Genomic DNA, 16,037 nt, shown 5'->3' with positions numbered 1-16,037 from the left:
AGAACCGTGACCTTGGAGTCAGCTTGGTTCAAACTACAGCCTTTAAAAGCTTGTGGAGATGTAGGGCGATGCAAGGTCACCCGGACGTAATCGATTACCTCAACACGCTGCTGACAGGTGAACTGGCAGCCCGTGATCAATATTTCATCCATTCGCGGATGTACGAGGATTGGGGTTTTACCGAGCTCTACGAACGTATCAACCATGAAATGGAAGAAGAAGCCCAGCACGCCGATGCGTTGATGCGTCGGATCCTGATGCTCGAAGGCACGCCGCGCATGCGTCCGGACGATCTGGACGTCGGCACCACGGTGCCCGACATGCTCGCAGCCGACCTGCGGCTCGAATACAAGGTTCGTGCGGCGCTGTGCAAGGGCATTGAGCTGTGCGAGCAGCACAACGACTACGTGACCCGCGAGATCCTGCGTGTCCAGCTCAATGACACCGAGGAAGACCATACCTACTGGCTTGAGAAGCAGTTGGGTTTGATCAAGTTGATCGGTTTGGAGAATTACCTGCAGTCGCAGTTCTGATTGCCGGGTACCGGAGGCAGAGCGTCACTGGATACATTCCCTCGCGGAGCATGAAAAAGCCCCTGTCATCTCACCGATGACAGGGGCTTTTTCATGCCCGGGCCTTGATCACTCCCGATCACGTTCCAGCAGAGGCTTGAGGTAGTAGCCGGTGTGGGACTGCTTCATCTCGGCCACTTGCTCAGGCGTACCCACTGCGATGATCTGGCCGCCCTTGGAGCCGCCCTCCGGCCCGAGGTCCACCAGCCAGTCCGCCGTCTTGATCACGTCCAGGTTGTGCTCGATCACCACCACGGTGTTGCCGTGGTCGCGGAGTCGATGCAGCACGTCGAGCAGTTGCTGGATATCGGCGAAGTGCAGGCCCGTGGTCGGCTCGTCGAGGATGTACAGGGTCTTGCCGGTGTCGCGCTTGGACAGCTCGCGAGACAGCTTGACCCGTTGGGCTTCACCGCCGGACAAGGTCGTCGCCGACTGCCCGAGCTTGATGTATGACAGGCCGACGTCCATCAGCGTCTGGAGCTTGCGCGCCAGTGCCGGCACCGCGTCGAAGAACGCCCGGGCTTCCTCGATGGTCATTTCGAGGGTTTCGTGGATGTTCTTGCCCTTGTACTTGATCTCCAGGGTTTCGCGGTTGTAGCGCTTGCTCTTGCACACGTCGCAAGGCACGTAGATGTCCGGCAGGAAGTGCATTTCCACCTTGATCAGGCCATCGCCCTGGCAGGCTTCGCAGCGTCCACCCTTGACGTTGAACGAGAATCGCCCCGGGCCATAACCCCGCGAACGGGACTCCGGTACACCGGCGAACAGCTCGCGAATGGGCGTGAACAAGCCTGTGTAGGTCGCCGGGTTGGAGCGTGGCGTACGACCGATGGGGCTCTGGTCGATGTCGACGACCTTGTCCAGGTGCTCCAGCCCCTTGATGCTGTCGTGGGCAGCGGCTTCGAGGGTGGTGGCACCGTTCAGCGCCGTGGCGCTGAGGGGGAACAGGGTGTTGTTGATCAGCGTCGATTTGCCGGAGCCGGACACCCCAGTGACGCAGGTCAGCAGGCCAATCGGGATTTCCAGGTCGACGTTGCGCAAGTTGTTGCCGCGCGCGCCCTTGAGGGTCAGCGACAGCTTCTTGTTACGTGGCGTGCGCTTGGCCGGGACCTTGATCTTCACCCGGCCCGAAAGGTACTTGCCGGTCAGGGAGTCGGGATGCGCCATGACTTCGGCAGCCGTGCCCTGGGCAACGATATGCCCGCCGTGCACGCCCGCGCCGGGGCCAATGTCCACGACGTAGTCGGCCAGGCGAATGGCATCTTCGTCGTGTTCGACCACGATCACCGTGTTACCGATGTCCCGCAGGTGTTTGAGGGTGCCGAGCAGTCGGTCGTTGTCCCGCTGGTGCAGGCCGATGGACGGCTCGTCGAGAATGTACATGACCCCCACCAGACCGGCGCCGATCTGGCTCGCCAGGCGGATACGCTGGGCTTCGCCGCCTGACAGGGTGTCCGCACTGCGATCGAGGGTCAGGTAGTCCAGCCCCACGTTCACCAGGAACTGCAGGCGTTCGCTGATTTCCTTGAGGATCTTGTCGGCGATTTCGCCACGGCGGCCGGTGAGCTTCAAGCCGGCGAAGTAATCGGTGGCATCGCCGATCGGCAGGTTGGTGACCGCCGGCAAGGTTTTCTCACCGACCCACACGTGCCGCGCCTCGCGCCGCAAGCGGGTACCACGGCAGTCGGGGCAAGGCTGGGTGCTGAGGAACTTGGCCAGTTCCTCGCGCACGCTGGCCGACTCGGTTTCGCGGTAGCGCCGCTCCAGGTTAGGCACGATGCCTTCGAACGGGTGGGAGCGCTTGACGATATCGCCACGGTCGTTGAGGTACTTGAAGTCCACGCTTTGCGAGCCGCTGCCGTGCAGGATGTACTTCTGCTGGTCGGCGGGCAGTTCGTTGAACGGCTTGTCCAGACTGAACTTGTAGTGGGCCGCCAGCGAGCCGAGCATCTGGAAGTAATAGACGTTGCGCCTGTCCCAGCCACGGATCGCCCCTTCGGCCAGGGTCAGTTCGCCGTTGACCAGACGCTTGGTGTCGAAGAACTGCTTGACCCCCAGGCCATCGCAGGTCGGGCAGGCGCCGGCCGGGTTGTTGAAGGAGAACAGCTTGGGTTCCAGCTCGCTGATGGCGTGGCCGCAGATCGGGCAGGCGAAGCGCGCGGAGAAGATGATCTCTTCACCGGGCTCGTCGTCCATCGGCGCCACCAGGGCGATCCCGTCGGCCAGCTTCAACGCGGTCTCGAAGGACTCGGCCAGGCGCTGTTGCAGGTCGGCCCGGACCTTGAAGCGGTCGACCACCACGTCGATCGAATGCTTCTTCTGTTTGTCCAGCTTGGGCAGCTCGTCCAGTTCGCACAGCTTGCCGTTGACCCGGGCCCGCACGAAACCCTGGGCGCGCAGTTCTTCGAACACCAGCAGGTGTTCGCCCTTGCGCTCGCGCACCACCGGGGCCAGCAGCATCAGCTTGCTGCCTTCGGGCTGGGCCAGCACCAGGTCGACCATTTGGCTGACGGTCTGGGCTTCCAGGGGAATGTCGTGGTCCGGGCACCGGGGAATACCGACCCGCGCATACAGCAGGCGCAGGTAGTCGTAGATCTCGGTGATGGTACCGACCGTGGACCGCGGGTTATGGGAGGTGGATTTCTGCTCGATGGAAATCGCCGGCGACAGCCCTTCGATGGTGTCGACGTCGGGTTTTTCCATCATCGACAGGAACTGCCGGGCGTAGGCCGACAGGGATTCGACATAGCGTCGCTGGCCTTCGGCGTACAGGGTGTCGAAGGCCAGGGATGATTTGCCGGATCCGGACAGGCCGGTGATGACGATCAGCTTGTCCCGTGGCAGGGTCAGGTCGATGTTCTTCAGGTTGTGGGTACGGGCCCCACGAATCAGGATCTTGTCCAAAGTGGCCTCGCTCGGCGGGCGTCGAAAACGTAGGAGTATACGGGCAAATACTGGATGGATGCACACTATCGGAAGTGAGTTTTACGCCATACATGAAGACTGCGCGGCAAACCGTCGCCATATACCCCCTCAATCGATGGGACTGGTAGAATCGCCGCCGGTTCACATGAGGTTTTTCCATGCACGATCCCCACAGCGAACGCATGAGTGGCGGCGAGACCCGCGCAGCAAGCGGCCTTGCCCTGGTGTTCGCCTTTCGCATGCTGGGCATGTTCATGGTGTTGCCGGTGCTGGCGACCTATGGCATGGACCTGGCGGGCGCGACCCCGGCCCTCATCGGGCTGGCGATTGGCGCCTATGGCCTGACCCAGGCGATTTTCCAGATCCCGTTCGGGATCACTTCCGACCGCATTGGCCGGCGTCCGGTGATTTACCTGGGGTTGATCGTCTTCGCCCTCGGCAGTGTGCTGGCGGCCGGCGCCGATTCGATCTGGGGCGTGATCGCCGGACGGATCCTGCAAGGCGCCGGGGCGATTTCGGCGGCCGTCATGGCATTGCTATCGGACCTGACCCGCGAACAGCATCGGACCAAGGCCATGGCCATGATCGGCATGACGATCGGCCTGTCGTTCGCCGTCGCGATGGTCGTGGGGCCGTTGCTGACCCGGGCGTTTGGCCTGTCGGGCCTGTTCCTGGCCACCGGCGGCATGGCGTTGTTGGGCATCCTGATCGTCGCCTTCATGGTGCCGCGAGCCACCGGGCCGTTGCAGCACCGTGAATCCGGGGTGGCGCGCCAGGCGCTGATCCCGACGCTCAAGCACCCGGACCTGTTGCGCCTGGACCTGGGCATCTTCGTGCTCCACGCCATGCTGATGTCCAGCTTCGTGGCCTTGCCGCTGGCGCTGGTCGAGAAGGCCGGCTTGCCCAAGGAACAGCATTGGTGGGTCTATCTCACGGCGCTGCTGATTTCGTTTTTCGCGATGATCCCGTTCATCATCTACGGCGAGAAGCGACGCAAAATGAAACGAGTTTTACTCGGTGCCGTCCTGACGCTGATGCTCACTGAGCTATTCTTCTGGCAGTTCGGCGACAGCCTGCGGGCGCTGGTGATCGGTACGGTGGTGTTCTTCACCGCGTTCAATCTGTTGGAAGCGTCGCTGCCGTCGCTGATCAGCAAGGTTTCACCGGCCGGTGGCAAAGGCACGGCCATGGGGGTCTATTCCACCAGCCAGTTCCTCGGTTCGGCGTTGGGCGGGATTCTCGGCGGTTGGCTGTTCCAGCACGGCGGTTTGTCGGTTGTCTTCCTGGGATGTGCCGCGCTGGCTGCACTTTGGCTGGTCTTTGCTGTTACCATGCGCGAACCTCCGTATGTGACGAGCCTGCGCTTGCCGTTGTCGCCCGAAGCCATCCGCGAAGCAGGCCTGACCGAGCGCCTCAAGGCCGTCGTTGGAGTAACCGATGCAGTGGTGGTCGCCGACGAAGCGGCCGTTTACATCAAACTGGACACCGAATTATTGGATCGTGCGACGCTCGAGCGCCTGGTGAACAACCCGGCCCCGACCACGTGCGAAGCCTAGGAGAACGTTATGGCCCGTGGGGTTAACAAAGTCATATTGGTCGGTACTTGCGGCCAGGATCCCGAAGTTCGCTACCTGCCGAACGGCAATGCCGTGACCAACCTGAGTCTGGCGACCAGCGAACAGTGGACCGACAAGCAGACCGGCCAGAAGGTCGAGAAGACCGAATGGCACCGCGTGTCGATGTTCGGCAAAGTGGCGGAGATCGCCGGCGAATACCTGCGCAAGGGTTCGCAGGTGTATATCGAAGGCAAGCTGCAGACCCGCGAGTGGGAAAAAGACGGCATCAAGCGCTACACCACCGAAATCGTGGTGGACATGCAAGGCACCATGCAACTGCTGGGCGGCCGTCCACAGGGTGACCAGCAAGGTGGCAACAACTACCAGCAGTCGGCCCCGCGTCAGCAGGCACCTCGCCCACAGGCGGCGCCACAGCCACAACGCGAGCGTCCAGCCCCGCAACAGGCCGCGCCGCAACCGGCCCCGGATTTCGACAGCTTCGACGACGATATTCCGTTCTAAGCGGCTGTCCGCTAAAAACAAGACCGCGCTTCGGTTTCCCGAAGCGCGGTTTTTTATGACCGCAGGTTTTCAGGAGTGGCTACCCGTCAGGAATTGCTCCGTGCTCACCACGTTCGCATAGGCAAAGCCCAGCGCTGCCATGAACGCTGCGTGCACCTGGGCGGCGGGCACGACGACGCCGTTGAATTCCAGGTCCAGGGTCGCGCAGGCGTCGTGGATCACCGTAACGCCGTAGCCCAGGTCTGCCGCAGCCCGGGCGGCACCATCGATGCACATATGGCTCATGCTGCCAACGATGACCAGTTGTTCGATGCCGTCGCGTTCGAGGATGGCTTGCAGCTCGGTGTCGCGAAACGCGTTGACGAAATGCTTGAGCACCACCGGTTCATCGTCGCGATTGCGTACCTTGGGGTGCAGTTGAGCACCTTCGGAGCCCGGGGTGAAGAACGGCGCCTCCTCGGAGGTGAATTCGTGGCGGATGTGCACCACGCGGTCCCCGCTCCGGCGAAAGGCTTCGATCAGCCGTGCGGCTTTGTCGGCGGCGCTGTCGGCACCGACCAATGGCCATTTTCCCTGGGGGAAGTAGTCGTTCTGGATATCGACTACGATGAGCGCTTGCTTGGACATGAGGATTTCCTTGGATCAATGAGGGGTGAAGCCAGTATTGGCGTTTGCCGTCGATTCGAGGATTGGCCGCAACGACAATAAGCGAGGGAAAACTGACAATGACGCAGGAAAGGGTGGTCGCCGAGCTTGGGGTGCTGATTTACCCCGGCGCCCAACTGGCGGCGGTGCACGGTTTGACCGATCTGTTCGGCGTCGCGCAGCGGATTGCGGCCGAGCAGGGCGGCGCGCAGTTGCCACGGTTGCTGGTGAGCCATTGGCGGGCGGAGAGCGGCCAGGCACCGCTGCGGGTATTCGCCAGCGAAAGCGGCACGGCGCATAGGCTGGCCGCATTGCTGATTCCGCCCTCCATTGCCGGTTTCAGCGAAGGGCTCGTGTCCCCGGCGCTGATGGATTGGCTACGAACGCAGCACGCCGGTGGCACGGTGTTGGGCGGTGTGTGTGTCGGCTCGATCCTGCTCGCCGAAAGCGGCTTGCTCGATGGACGCAGCGCCACCACCCATTGGACATCGGCCAAGTCCTTCGCCGAGCGTTACCCGAAGATCAGGCTCGAGGCCGATAAACCGATTGTCGACGACGGCGACCTGATCACCACTGCCGGGCTGATGGCCTGGTCGGAGTTGGGCTTGCGCCTGGTGAACCGCTTGCTGGGCCCGAGTATCGCCACACGTACGGCGCAATTTCTGGTGATCGAACACAGCGACAGCGCCAGCGAGTGCGGCAGTAACTTTGCCCCCATCCTCGGGCATGGCGATGGAGCGATCCTCAAGGTCCAGCACTGGTTACAAGGCAGCGGCGCGGTGGATGTCACCCTGGCGGCGATGGCGGAACAGGCCGGGCTGGAAGAACGCACGTTCCTGCGCCGGTTTCGCAGCGCTACCGGGCTCAAGCCTACGCAATACTGTCAGCACCTGAGGGTTGGCAAGGCCCGGGAGATGCTCGAGTTCACCAATGGCACCATTGAGCACATTGCCTGGACCGTCGGCTACCAGGACCCGGGGGCTTTCCGGGCGACGTTCAAGAAGATCACCGGGTTGGCGCCGAGTGATTATCGGGCGCGGTTCGGAGTGGGGCCGGCCGGCGTTTCAAAGCTGTAGCAAATTCATTGTGGCGAGGGGATTTATCCCCGTTGGGCTGCAAAGCAGCCCCAATCTGACATTGCGATATGCCTGGCAAGTCTGCACCAACTTCTTTGGGGCTGCTGCGCAGCCCAGCGGGGATAAATCCCCTCGCCACAAGGAGGCTGCGCCGATTCAGAGTATCGTGCAATTCGCCGGATCGTGGTGCCATGTCGTGCAGAATGAAACAGGCCAGGTGCCACCAGCGTTGCCGTAACCCCCCTGTTTTTCTTGCCGCCAGTCCCGCGCCAAGCGGTTGGCCTGATCTCTGCACCCCTGTTACCCACAGCCATCGAGCGCAGGTAAAAGGGCAACGCATGACGTCGGTCAATCGCAACAAAACGGTAGTGGCCCTGTCGGTCAATCCTCATGCACCGCTTCACGAGGTGCAAACCAATCGCGCGCTGGCCCGCTGGCTGGCGCAGATCCTCGGCGTCGAATACGGTGGCAGCTACGACGAGCAGCAGCCCGGCCAGCGAGGTTTGTACCTGCTGCCCACGCAAACCCTGATCGGCCGCGACGCCGCGCAGCGCCTGGGGGTCAATGGCCCGGATGACCTGTGGGGCGGCTTCGTCGAGCATGATTTCATTTGCACCAAGGCAATCGCCCACGGTCTGTTGAACAAGGAGGCGGTGGCGCCCCAAGGCTGGTCGCCGTTGTTCGCCAAGCTGACCCGAGGCGCCGTGTTGGATGGCGTGAGCGTGTTTTCCCTGCGGGATGCGCGTCCGGCGGCCGAGCAACTGCTGTACACCGGGCCGATCCGCCTCAAGCCGATCCATGCCTGTGCCGGACGTGATCAACGAGTCATCAAGGGCCTGGCGCAGTTCGATGAGGTGGTCGCCAGCCCCGAGGCCCAGGCGTTATTTCGCGACGGCGTGGTACTGGAGCAGAACCTGAGCGAGGTCAAGACCCAGAGCGTCGGCCAGAGCTTCATCAACGGCAAGGTCATGAGTTATTGCGGTGTGCAACACCTGACCGAGGACAGTCAGGGGTTGGAGGTGTATGGCGGTTCGGACCTGCTGGTGGTGCAGGGCGGCTACATCGAGTTGCTCAAGCTGGAGCTGCCCGACGATGTGCGCGAGGCGGTGCGCCTGGCGCAGGTGTTTGACGATGCGGCCAACCAAGCCTATCCGAACTTCTTCGCTTCGCGCAGAAACTACGACATTGCCCAGGGCCTCGATGCCGCCGGCCAGCCGCGCGGCGGTGTGCTGGAGCAGTCCTGGCGCATGGGCGGGGCCAGCAGCGCCGAGTTGGCGGCGCTGGAGGTGTTCGTCAACGACCCCACGACCACCGTCGTGAACGTGTCTTCGGTCGAAACCTACATCGACCAGCCGCTGCCACAGGGCGCCCGGGAGGTGTACCGCGGCGCGGCACACAATGGCGACTTCCTTCTCAAATACGTGACGGTTCAATCCTATGACGGCTAGAAGCGAAACCATTCAGATCGAAATCGACGATGAGCGGATGAACGGAACGTTCCTGAGCCCCAAATCGAAAGTCCCCGGCGTGCTGTTCGTGCACGGCTGGGGCGGGAGCCAGGAGCGCGACCTGGAGCGGGCCAAGGGCATCGCTGGCCTTGGCTGCGTGTGCCTGACCTTCGATTTGCGTGGCCATACCGGCGGGGCGGGAATCCCGCTGTCGCGGGTCACCCGGGAAGATAACCTGCGGGACTTGCTCGCGGCCTATGACCGACTGCTGGCGCACCCGGCCCTTGATACCTCGGCGATTGCCGTGGTGGGCACCAGCTACGGCGGTTACCTGGCTTCGATCCTGACCTCGCTGCGACCGGTGCGCTGGCTGGCCCTGCGGGTGCCGGCGCTGTACCGCGACGAGCAATGGCACACGCCCAAGCGCGACCTGGACAAAAGCGACCTGCTGGATTATCGCAGCACCCTGGTGCACGCCAGCACCAACCGCGCCTTGCATGCGTGCTCGCAGTTCACCGGTGATGTGTTGCTGGTGGAGTCGGAGACCGATGACCACGTCCCCCACGCCACCATCATGAGTTACCGTGCGGCGTGCCAGCAGACCCATTCACTGACGCACCGCATCATCGACGGCGCCGACCATGCCTTGAGCGACCCTGTGTCACAACAGGCCTACACCTCGATCCTGGTGGACTGGATCACGGAAATGGTGGTGGGAGAGCGGTTGAGCATTATCCAGGCGCGGTAGTGGTGTGGTGTCTGTGCGGGCCCCTTCGCGAGCAAGCCCGCTCCCACACGGAGTCTTCACTGGCCCACAAATCACCACTCACCACGAACCTCATGTGGGAGCGGGCTTGCTCGCGAAGGGGCCAGGCCAGACAACCTCCCAATCAAGGCTTCACTTCACCCCAGGCTTGACCCGCAATGCCTTGGCCTTTGCCTCGATCAGCAGGTACATCACCACGGTGATCAACAACGGCAGGATGAAGTAGATCGCCCGGTAGGCGATCAGGCCCGCCAGCAGGCTGCCCCGCGACACTTCATGTTGCAGCAGTGCGATGAACACCGCCTCCAGCACCCCCAGCCCCGCCGGAATGTGGGTGATGACACCGGCGATGCTGCTGATCAACAGCACGCCGAGGACCACCGGGTACTCCAGCTTGCTCGGCAACAGGGTGAAGATCACCGCCGCCATCAACGACCAGTTCAACGCGCCCAGCGCCAGTTGCAGCACGGCCATGCGCAGCGACGGCAGGTTGATTTCCATGCCGCGAATCGTCCAGGCCCGGCGCTTGGAGAACTGGCAGGCCAGCAGGTAACCGGCGCTCACCAGCAGCAACAGCACGCCGACGCCCTGCAAGGCCGTGCTGCTCAGCTTCCAGCCGGGCGGCATGGTTACCAGGCCACTGCTGAACACCACGCCGGCCAGGGTCATGTAGCCGAACCAGTTCGTCGCCAGGCTCAGCCCGAGGATTTTGGCGATGTTCCCTGTGCTGACGCCCAGCCGTGAGTACAACCGATAGCGCATGGCGATGCCGCCGACCCAGGCGCTGAGGTTGAGGTTGAAGGCGTAGCTGATCACCCCCACCGGCAGAATCTGCCGCCAGCCGAGCTTCTGGCGGATGTAGGTGCGTCCGATCAGGTCGAAGCAGGCGTAGGTGATGAAACTGGTGATCGTCAACGCGGCAGCGATGACCAGCGTCCGTACCTTGAAATCGGCCAGGGTGTCGAACACTTCGGACCAGTCGATGCGTCGGGCCAGGGCTGTGAACAGCACGATCAACAGCAGGAAGAACGCCAGGGTCAGCGGCCGCTTCCAGCGGCTCCAGCGCGACGCGGGCTTGTGCTCGTCCCGGACCTGGGCATCAGCTGGCGCGGTGTGCGCCTCAGAGTGGTTCATGGGGTTCGCTCCGAACCGCCGTCGGCGGCGAGAAAGGTTTCAGACGCGGTTTATGGGCCGGCAGCCAGCCGGCCCAGGACGGGAAGTGGCGCAGGAAGTGGAACACCATAAAACCGATGGTCATGCGCCACAGCAGGCCACGTGGGGCGTGGTCCTTGGGCATGACCGTGCAGTGGTTGCGGATCAGGTAGTCGAGGCGCTCGAACAGCTCGCGGTTGAACGCCCGGTCGCGGATCAACACATTGGCTTCCAGGTTCAGCGACAGGCTCAAGGGGTCGAGGTTGCTCGAGCCCACGGTGCTCCAGTCCTCGTCCACCAGCGCGACCTTGCCGTGCAGCGGTCGCTCGCAATATTCGCAGATCACCACGCCGGCCTTGAGCAGGTAGCTGTAGAGCATCCGCGCCGCGAGCTTGGCGATCATCATATCCGGCTGGCCCTGCAGGATCAGCCGCACCTCCACCCCGCGCCGTGCCGCGTTGCGGATCTCGCGCAGCAACCGGTAGCCGGGGAAGAAGTAGGCGTTGGCGATCACCACGCGCCGCTTGGCGCTGCGCAGCACTTGCAGGTAGACCTCTTCGATGTCGGTCTGGTGCTCATGGTTATCGCGATAGACCAGTCGCACCTGGCCGTCATGATCGCTGAAGGCCAACTCGTTGCGCCGGCTGCGGCGCCGTTGCCACCAGTATTTGGCCCGGGCCGGACGACCGCTCTGCATCAAGGCGAAGTGATGGATGTCGACCACCGCCGGGCCTTTGATTTCCACCGAATAGTCTTGCTTGGCCTCGGGGCCGAAATCGCCCAGGTGGTCGGCGGAAAAGTTGATCCCGCCGATGAACGCGATCACCCCGTCGATCACCACCACCTTGCGGTGCAGGCGGCGGAACCAGTTGGTGCGGATGCCCAAGTGAAGAGGCGCGGGGTCGAACATCTGCAGGCGCACGCCGGCATCGCTCAACGAGGCGAGGAAGTTGGGCGTCAGCTCGCCGCAGCCGAAGCCGTCCAGGCTCAGGGTGACACGCACACCGCGCTGGGCCGCATCCACCAGCAGGTCGCGCAACTCGTTGCCGACCTTGTCCTCGAACAGGATGAAGGTCTCGATGAGCACTTCCTTCTCGGCCCGGCGGATGGCCTCGAACACCCGGGGGAAATACGCCTCGCCGTTCTCCAGCAAGGTGACGCGGTTGTTGCCGTGCCAGCCGTATTCGACGTCCACCAGTGCCGGGTTGCGCTCGGTGGGCGGAGCCTCGACCTGCTCCACCGTCGCCTTGTTCATCGTCGCGCTCATAGTTCGATCTCCACCGACAACGGTGCGTGGTCTGAAAGGTGCGACCAGGGCCTGACATTCAGCACCTGGGCGTGACGGGCCTTGAGGTTGCGCACGTAGATGCGGTCCAGGCGCAACAGCGGCAGGCGCGCCGGGAAGCTGCGGGCCGGCTTGCCCCATTGTTCGGTGAACACTTCACGCAGGCCGGCGGGTTCGAGCAAGTCACTGGCCTTGCCACGCCAGTCGTTGAAGTCGCCGGCGACGATCACCGGGGCCTCGGGCGGCAGTTCGCTCAAGCGCTGGCAAAGCAGCTTCAACTGCGCGACCCGATGGCTTTCGCGCAGCCCCAGGTGAACGCAGATGGCATGGATCTGCGGCCCATCGCCGCTGGGCAGGCGCAACACGCTGTGGAGCATGCCGCGGTTTTCATGGCCGCTGATGGACACGTCGAGGTTTTCATGGTGCACGATCTGGAATTTCGACAGCAGCGCGTTGCCGTGGTCGCCCGCCGGGTACACCGCATTGCGCCCATAGGCGAACTGCGGCCAGAGGCTGTCGGCCAGGAATTCGTACTGGGGCATGCTCGGCCAGTTGGCGAAACGCTGGGGATGGTGTTCGTGGGTGCCGTGGACCTCCTGCAGGAACACCACGTCGGCGGAGACGCTGCGCACCGCTTCGCGCAGTTCCGGCAGGATGAAGCGGCGGTTCAGGGCCGTGAAGCCTTTGTGGGTGTTGACCGTCAGCACGGTGAAACGCTGGGTCGGGACCAGGTCCCGGCGGGTGTCCTGGTCGGGCTCGCGGGTCGCTTCGGTGGACTGGGTAATGTTCATGCCAGGACTCCCTCGGCCGGGCGCACGCCGGGTGCGGTGGCGAGGTCCTTGTCCAGGTCGAAGCGCTCCAGCAAGTGGCGCGCGTCATAGGGCGCGCGGACCTTGATGTCGTTGTCGAAGTAGCAGAACACCTCGCGGCTCTTGCGGGCTCGAGGTTGCTTCTGCGGGTCGATCAGGTGCGCGTCGTCCGGCTGCGTGCCGTGGCTCCAGGCTTGGATCCGGTCGCCCCAGCGCTTCAACGCTGCGTCGGTATAGCCGCTGGCGTACAGCTCTTCCGCGCCGTGCAGGCGCAGGTAGACGAAGTCGCTGGTGACGTCCTCGCGATAGGGCCATTTGCCGGCGGTGTCGGCGATCACCAGGGCGATGTCGTAACGCCGGAGCAGGGTGATGAAGTGCGGGTCGATGAAGCTGTCGTGGCGGATCTCGACAGCGTGGCGCAACCGGCGTTTTTTATCCGCCGTCGTGCTGGCGTGGCCGTCCAGGCGCGGTTCGTGCTCGCGGGCGAGGGTCGCGGCGCCTTCGGTGTCGTGGGGCAGCTGCTTGAGGAAGTCCTCGAACAGTTCGGGGTCGAATTTGAAGCTCGGTGGAAACTGCCAGAGGATCGGGCCGAGTTTCTCCTTGAGCTCCAGCACGCCGGAGGCGAGGAAGTTGGCCAGCGGTTTGTGCACCTCGCGCAAGCGCTTGATGTGGGTGATGAAGCGGGGCGCCTTGACGCTGAACACGAAGCCGGGCGGCGTCTCGGCATACCACTGGGCATAGCGTTCGGGGCGTTGCAGGGCGTAGAACGATCCATTGATTTCGATGCTGTTGACCGCTCGCGAGGCGAATTGCAATTCGCGTTTTTGAGTCAGCCCCTTCGGGTAGAAGTCCCCCCGCCAAGGCGTGTAGCGCCAACCGGAAATACCAATGTGGATCGCCGTCATGTGTCCCTCCCGTGCCATTGACCTCGTACCGCTGGTGTCTTGTTGATGACTGTCGGGCGAGGCAGAAAGTTTCGGGCAGGTGCCCGGTGGACGCGGCAAGGCTTTCTGTGGCCACAAGGTTGTGTATTGACCCGTGGAGCGAACTTGCTCGCCCGATAGGGATCAGTTCCTTACCGATTCCCATCAAGGAGCCTCGCGTGTTGTCTCGATTGAGCCGTGTATTGCTGTTGGTATTGCTGGCGCTGACCGGCAGCATCGCCTACGGCGCAGCCGCCATTCCCGGCACTGCCGCGCCCAGTGAAGCCCCAGCAGAGCCCGAACCCCTGGTCCAGGGCGGCCTGCTCGGCGCCATCAGTTCGAGCATCGATGACGTCCAGGACAAGCTCGACCTCAACCAGAGCCTGGTGGATGCCTGGCGCCTGCGGGCGGATCGTGCGGCGGATGAGGTGGACCGGCTGGTGGACCAGACGGCCCGTTCGTCCTGGCGAGTGACGGGGGATTTCCTGTTGCTGTCGGGTGTCTGGATCGGCGCGTTTGCCGTGCTCTGGTCGGGCGCGCGGCTACTGGTGCGGCGCCTTGGCGGAGGGCGATGGCTGCGCACGCGCCAGCGGGTCCGGGATGTGCTCGGCTACGTGTTGCCCTACACCGTCCCGGCACTGCTTTGCCTGCCGTTGACCCTGTACGTCAGTCACTTCCTGCAGGTCTCGGTCGGCCGGGCCCTGGCCCTGTGCTTTGCCTACGCCACCAGCAGCGGCATTTTCTCCACCTCGGTGTTGCTGTGCGTCATCGTGATGTTCAACGCCGGGCACAAGCGCCGGGCGGTGGCGATCATCCGGCACCTGAGCCCCCGGCCGCTGTTCATGATCGGCTTTCTCGCCGCCCTCAGCGATGCCTTGACCAGCCCGCAGATCGCCCGGCAACTGGGCGGCAACATCACCAGCAGCGTCGCGGTGTTCACCGGCCTGCTGGCGTCGATGATCTTTGGCTGGCTGGTGATTCGCCTGCGGCGCCCGGTGGCCCACCTGATTCGCAACCGATCCCTGGCCCAGCGCTTGAAGCAACCGGCCTTGCAGGAGTCGCTGCGGATTTTTTCCGGGCTCTGGTACTGGCCGATCCTGCTGATGGTGCTGGTGTCGGCGGTGAGCCTGATCGGCGTCGGCGAGGACAACCAGAAAGCCCTGCGTTGTGCCTTGTTCACGACCATCCTGCTGATTGCGACGGTGTTTCTCAGCACGGTGTTCCAGCACGTCTTCAAGTCGCCCAAGGCCGAGGCCATCCAGCGCAGCAGCGCCTACAAGGGGCGGCTGCTGAGCCTGTTGCACGCGTTGCTGCGAATTGTCCTGGCCGTGGTGTTCATTGAAGTCCTCGGGCGGATCTGGGGGATCTCGCTGTTCGAGTTCGCCTCGCGCAACGCCGTGGGGCGGGCGATCAGCGATTCCCTGAGCCGCATCGGCCTGATCTTCCTGGTGACCTGGCTGATGTGGGTGGTGCTCGATACGGCGATCCAGGAAGCCTTGAAGCCGCCGCTGAACAAGCGTGGCGCCCGCCAGCCCAGCACGCGGATCAAGACCATCCTGCCGCTGTTGCGCAACGCGGCGAAAATCATCCTGGTGGTGATCTGCGCGATCACCACCATGGCCAACCTGGGGATCAACGTCGCGCCGTTGCTGGCCGGTGCCGGGGTCGTGGGGCTGGCGATCGGCTTCGGTTCACAGCAATTGGTACAGGACGTCATCACCGGGTTGTTCATCATCATCGAGGACACGCTGTCCATCGGCGACTGGGTGGTGCTCGACTCCGGTCACGCCGGCACCGTCGAGGGCCTGACCATTCGCACCCTGCGCCTGCGCGACGGCAAGGGCTTCGTGCATTCGGTGCCGTTCGGCCAGATCAAGGCCGTGACCAATCAATCGCGGCAATTCGCCTTTGCATTTTTCTCCGTGCAGTTCACCTACGACACCGATGTCGAGGAGGCCATTGAGCTGATTCGCGAAGCCGGGCGTTCGATCTCCGAGGACCCGTTCCTCAAGTTCAACCTGCAAGGGCCGCTGGATGTGTTCGGCGTCGACCGGATGGACCTCAACGGCGTGGTCCTCACCGCCCAGTTCCGTACGGTGTCCGGTGGGCAGTACGCGGTGAGCCGGGCGTTCAACCAACGCTTGAAGAAGCTTGTGGATAACCATCCGGCGGTGCACTTCGCGCAGACTTATCCACAGCAGGTGATGTTGCCGAAGCGCTTGGTGCAAGAGCCCGGGCAAGAGGAAGCGTTACCCGAGCGACCTCGATAGTTGCATAGGCGTGGGGTGATGCTGATGGCCCCTTCGCGGGCAAGCCCGCTCCCACAGGGAAATGCATCTTCACAGGGAAATGCATTCT

13 protein-coding genes are annotated in these 16,037 nt (G+C 63.3%); 7 read left to right on the top strand and 6 right to left on the bottom strand.

The window, feature by feature from the left end; all coding sequences use genetic code 11:
* Positions 1-68: 68 nt before the first annotated feature.
* Positions 69-533, top strand: coding sequence for a bacterioferritin (gene bfr, locus V3H56_RS24330; RefSeq protein WP_003176400.1), 465 nt, complete (start codon positions 69-71; stop codon positions 531-533).
* A 108-nt stretch (positions 534-641) separates the two neighbouring features.
* On the opposite strand, the gene uvrA is transcribed toward bfr, so the two are convergent.
* On the bottom strand, positions 642-3,476 hold the full coding sequence (gene uvrA, locus V3H56_RS24325; protein WP_042729627.1) for an excinuclease ABC subunit UvrA: 2,835 nt from the start codon (positions 3,474-3,476) through the stop codon (positions 642-644).
* Between the two features lie 179 nt (positions 3,477-3,655).
* Here uvrA and V3H56_RS24320 point away from each other — a divergent pair, with 179 nt between their 5' ends.
* Complete coding sequence (locus V3H56_RS24320; protein ID WP_338473951.1) at positions 3,656-5,053, top strand: MFS transporter; 1,398 nt, start codon at positions 3,656-3,658, stop codon at positions 5,051-5,053.
* A gap of 9 nt (positions 5,054-5,062) precedes the next feature.
* Positions 5,063-5,575, top strand: coding sequence for a single-stranded DNA-binding protein (locus tag V3H56_RS24315; protein ID WP_042729629.1), 513 nt, complete (start codon positions 5,063-5,065; stop codon positions 5,573-5,575).
* Positions 5,576-5,644: 69 nt separating this feature from the next.
* On the opposite strand, the gene V3H56_RS24310 is transcribed toward V3H56_RS24315, so the two are convergent.
* Positions 5,645-6,202, bottom strand: a complete 558-nt coding sequence (locus V3H56_RS24310; protein ID WP_338473950.1) for a cysteine hydrolase family protein — start codon at positions 6,200-6,202, stop codon at positions 5,645-5,647.
* 98 nt (positions 6,203-6,300) lie between these two features.
* Between V3H56_RS24310 and V3H56_RS24305 the strand changes: the two genes are divergently transcribed.
* The 3 genes from V3H56_RS24305 to V3H56_RS24295 all read left to right on the top strand — a co-directional run bounded on the left by V3H56_RS24305 (position 6,301) and on the right by V3H56_RS24295 (position 9,492).
* Entirely contained in the window at positions 6,301-7,296 is a 996-nt protein-coding gene (locus V3H56_RS24305; protein ID WP_338473949.1) for a GlxA family transcriptional regulator, read from the top strand.
* A 338-nt stretch (positions 7,297-7,634) separates the two neighbouring features.
* Positions 7,635-8,744, top strand: coding sequence for a DUF3182 family protein (locus V3H56_RS24300; protein WP_338473948.1), 1,110 nt, complete (start codon positions 7,635-7,637; stop codon positions 8,742-8,744).
* Entirely contained in the window at positions 8,734-9,492 is a 759-nt protein-coding gene (locus tag V3H56_RS24295) for an alpha/beta fold hydrolase (RefSeq protein ID WP_053144065.1), read from the top strand. Before V3H56_RS24300 ends, V3H56_RS24295 begins: the two co-directional genes overlap by 11 nt.
* Before the next feature lie 150 nt (positions 9,493-9,642).
* On the opposite strand, the gene V3H56_RS24290 is transcribed toward V3H56_RS24295, so the two are convergent.
* From V3H56_RS24290 to V3H56_RS24275, 4 genes are read right to left on the bottom strand one after another with little or no spacing between them, the layout of a single operon-like run.
* A complete protein-coding gene (locus V3H56_RS24290) occupies positions 9,643-10,644 on the bottom strand; it encodes a lysylphosphatidylglycerol synthase domain-containing protein (RefSeq protein WP_042732723.1) in 1,002 nt (333 codons plus the stop codon).
* The gene (gene clsB, locus V3H56_RS24285) at positions 10,631-11,929 is read right to left on the bottom strand and encodes a cardiolipin synthase ClsB (RefSeq protein WP_047736374.1); all 1,299 of its coding nucleotides are present in this window, start codon (positions 11,927-11,929) and stop codon (positions 10,631-10,633) included. Before clsB ends, V3H56_RS24290 begins: the two co-directional genes overlap by 14 nt.
* Positions 11,926-12,738: an endonuclease/exonuclease/phosphatase family protein gene (locus tag V3H56_RS24280; RefSeq protein ID WP_053144071.1), complete on the bottom strand. Its 813-nt coding sequence runs from the start codon at positions 12,736-12,738 to the stop codon at positions 11,926-11,928. The genes clsB and V3H56_RS24280 overlap by 4 nt, the downstream gene beginning before the upstream one ends.
* On the bottom strand, positions 12,735-13,661 hold the full coding sequence (locus V3H56_RS24275) for a DUF72 domain-containing protein (protein WP_042729459.1): 927 nt from the start codon (positions 13,659-13,661) through the stop codon (positions 12,735-12,737). Before V3H56_RS24275 ends, V3H56_RS24280 begins: the two co-directional genes overlap by 4 nt.
* A gap of 200 nt (positions 13,662-13,861) precedes the next feature.
* Here V3H56_RS24275 and V3H56_RS24270 point away from each other — a divergent pair, with 200 nt between their 5' ends.
* Positions 13,862-15,949, top strand: a complete 2,088-nt coding sequence (locus V3H56_RS24270; RefSeq protein WP_338474792.1) for a mechanosensitive ion channel family protein — start codon at positions 13,862-13,864, stop codon at positions 15,947-15,949.
* The last annotated feature ends 88 nt before the right edge of the window (positions 15,950-16,037 follow it).

This window comes from Pseudomonas sp. MS646 (assembly GCF_036693845.1).
GTDB lineage: Bacteria > Pseudomonadota > Gammaproteobacteria > Pseudomonadales > Pseudomonadaceae > Aquipseudomonas > Aquipseudomonas chlororaphis_E.
This window is presented reverse-complemented; position numbering and strand designations above follow the sequence as displayed.

Excerpts from the sequence above, each read along its gene's own strand:
- bfr (WP_003176400.1), top strand. The coding sequence starts at position 69 with ATGCAAGGTCACCCGGACGTAATCGATTACCTCAACACGCTGCTGACA.
- V3H56_RS24320 (WP_338473951.1), top strand. The coding sequence starts at position 3,656 with ATGCACGATCCCCACAGCGAACGCATGAGTGGCGGCGAGACCCGCGCA.
- V3H56_RS24315 (WP_042729629.1), top strand. The coding sequence starts at position 5,063 with ATGGCCCGTGGGGTTAACAAAGTCATATTGGTCGGTACTTGCGGCCAG.
- V3H56_RS24310 (WP_338473950.1), bottom strand. The coding sequence starts at position 6,202 with ATGTCCAAGCAAGCGCTCATCGTAGTCGATATCCAGAACGACTACTTC.
- V3H56_RS24305 (WP_338473949.1), top strand. The coding sequence starts at position 6,301 with ATGACGCAGGAAAGGGTGGTCGCCGAGCTTGGGGTGCTGATTTACCCC.
- V3H56_RS24300 (WP_338473948.1), top strand. The coding sequence starts at position 7,635 with ATGACGTCGGTCAATCGCAACAAAACGGTAGTGGCCCTGTCGGTCAAT.
- V3H56_RS24295 (WP_053144065.1), top strand. The coding sequence starts at position 8,734 with ATGACGGCTAGAAGCGAAACCATTCAGATCGAAATCGACGATGAGCGG.
- V3H56_RS24290 (WP_042732723.1), bottom strand. The coding sequence starts at position 10,644 with ATGAACCACTCTGAGGCGCACACCGCGCCAGCTGATGCCCAGGTCCGG.
- clsB (WP_047736374.1), bottom strand. The coding sequence starts at position 11,929 with ATGAGCGCGACGATGAACAAGGCGACGGTGGAGCAGGTCGAGGCTCCG.
- V3H56_RS24280 (WP_053144071.1), bottom strand. The coding sequence starts at position 12,738 with ATGAACATTACCCAGTCCACCGAAGCGACCCGCGAGCCCGACCAGGAC.
- V3H56_RS24275 (WP_042729459.1), bottom strand. The coding sequence starts at position 13,661 with ATGACGGCGATCCACATTGGTATTTCCGGTTGGCGCTACACGCCTTGG.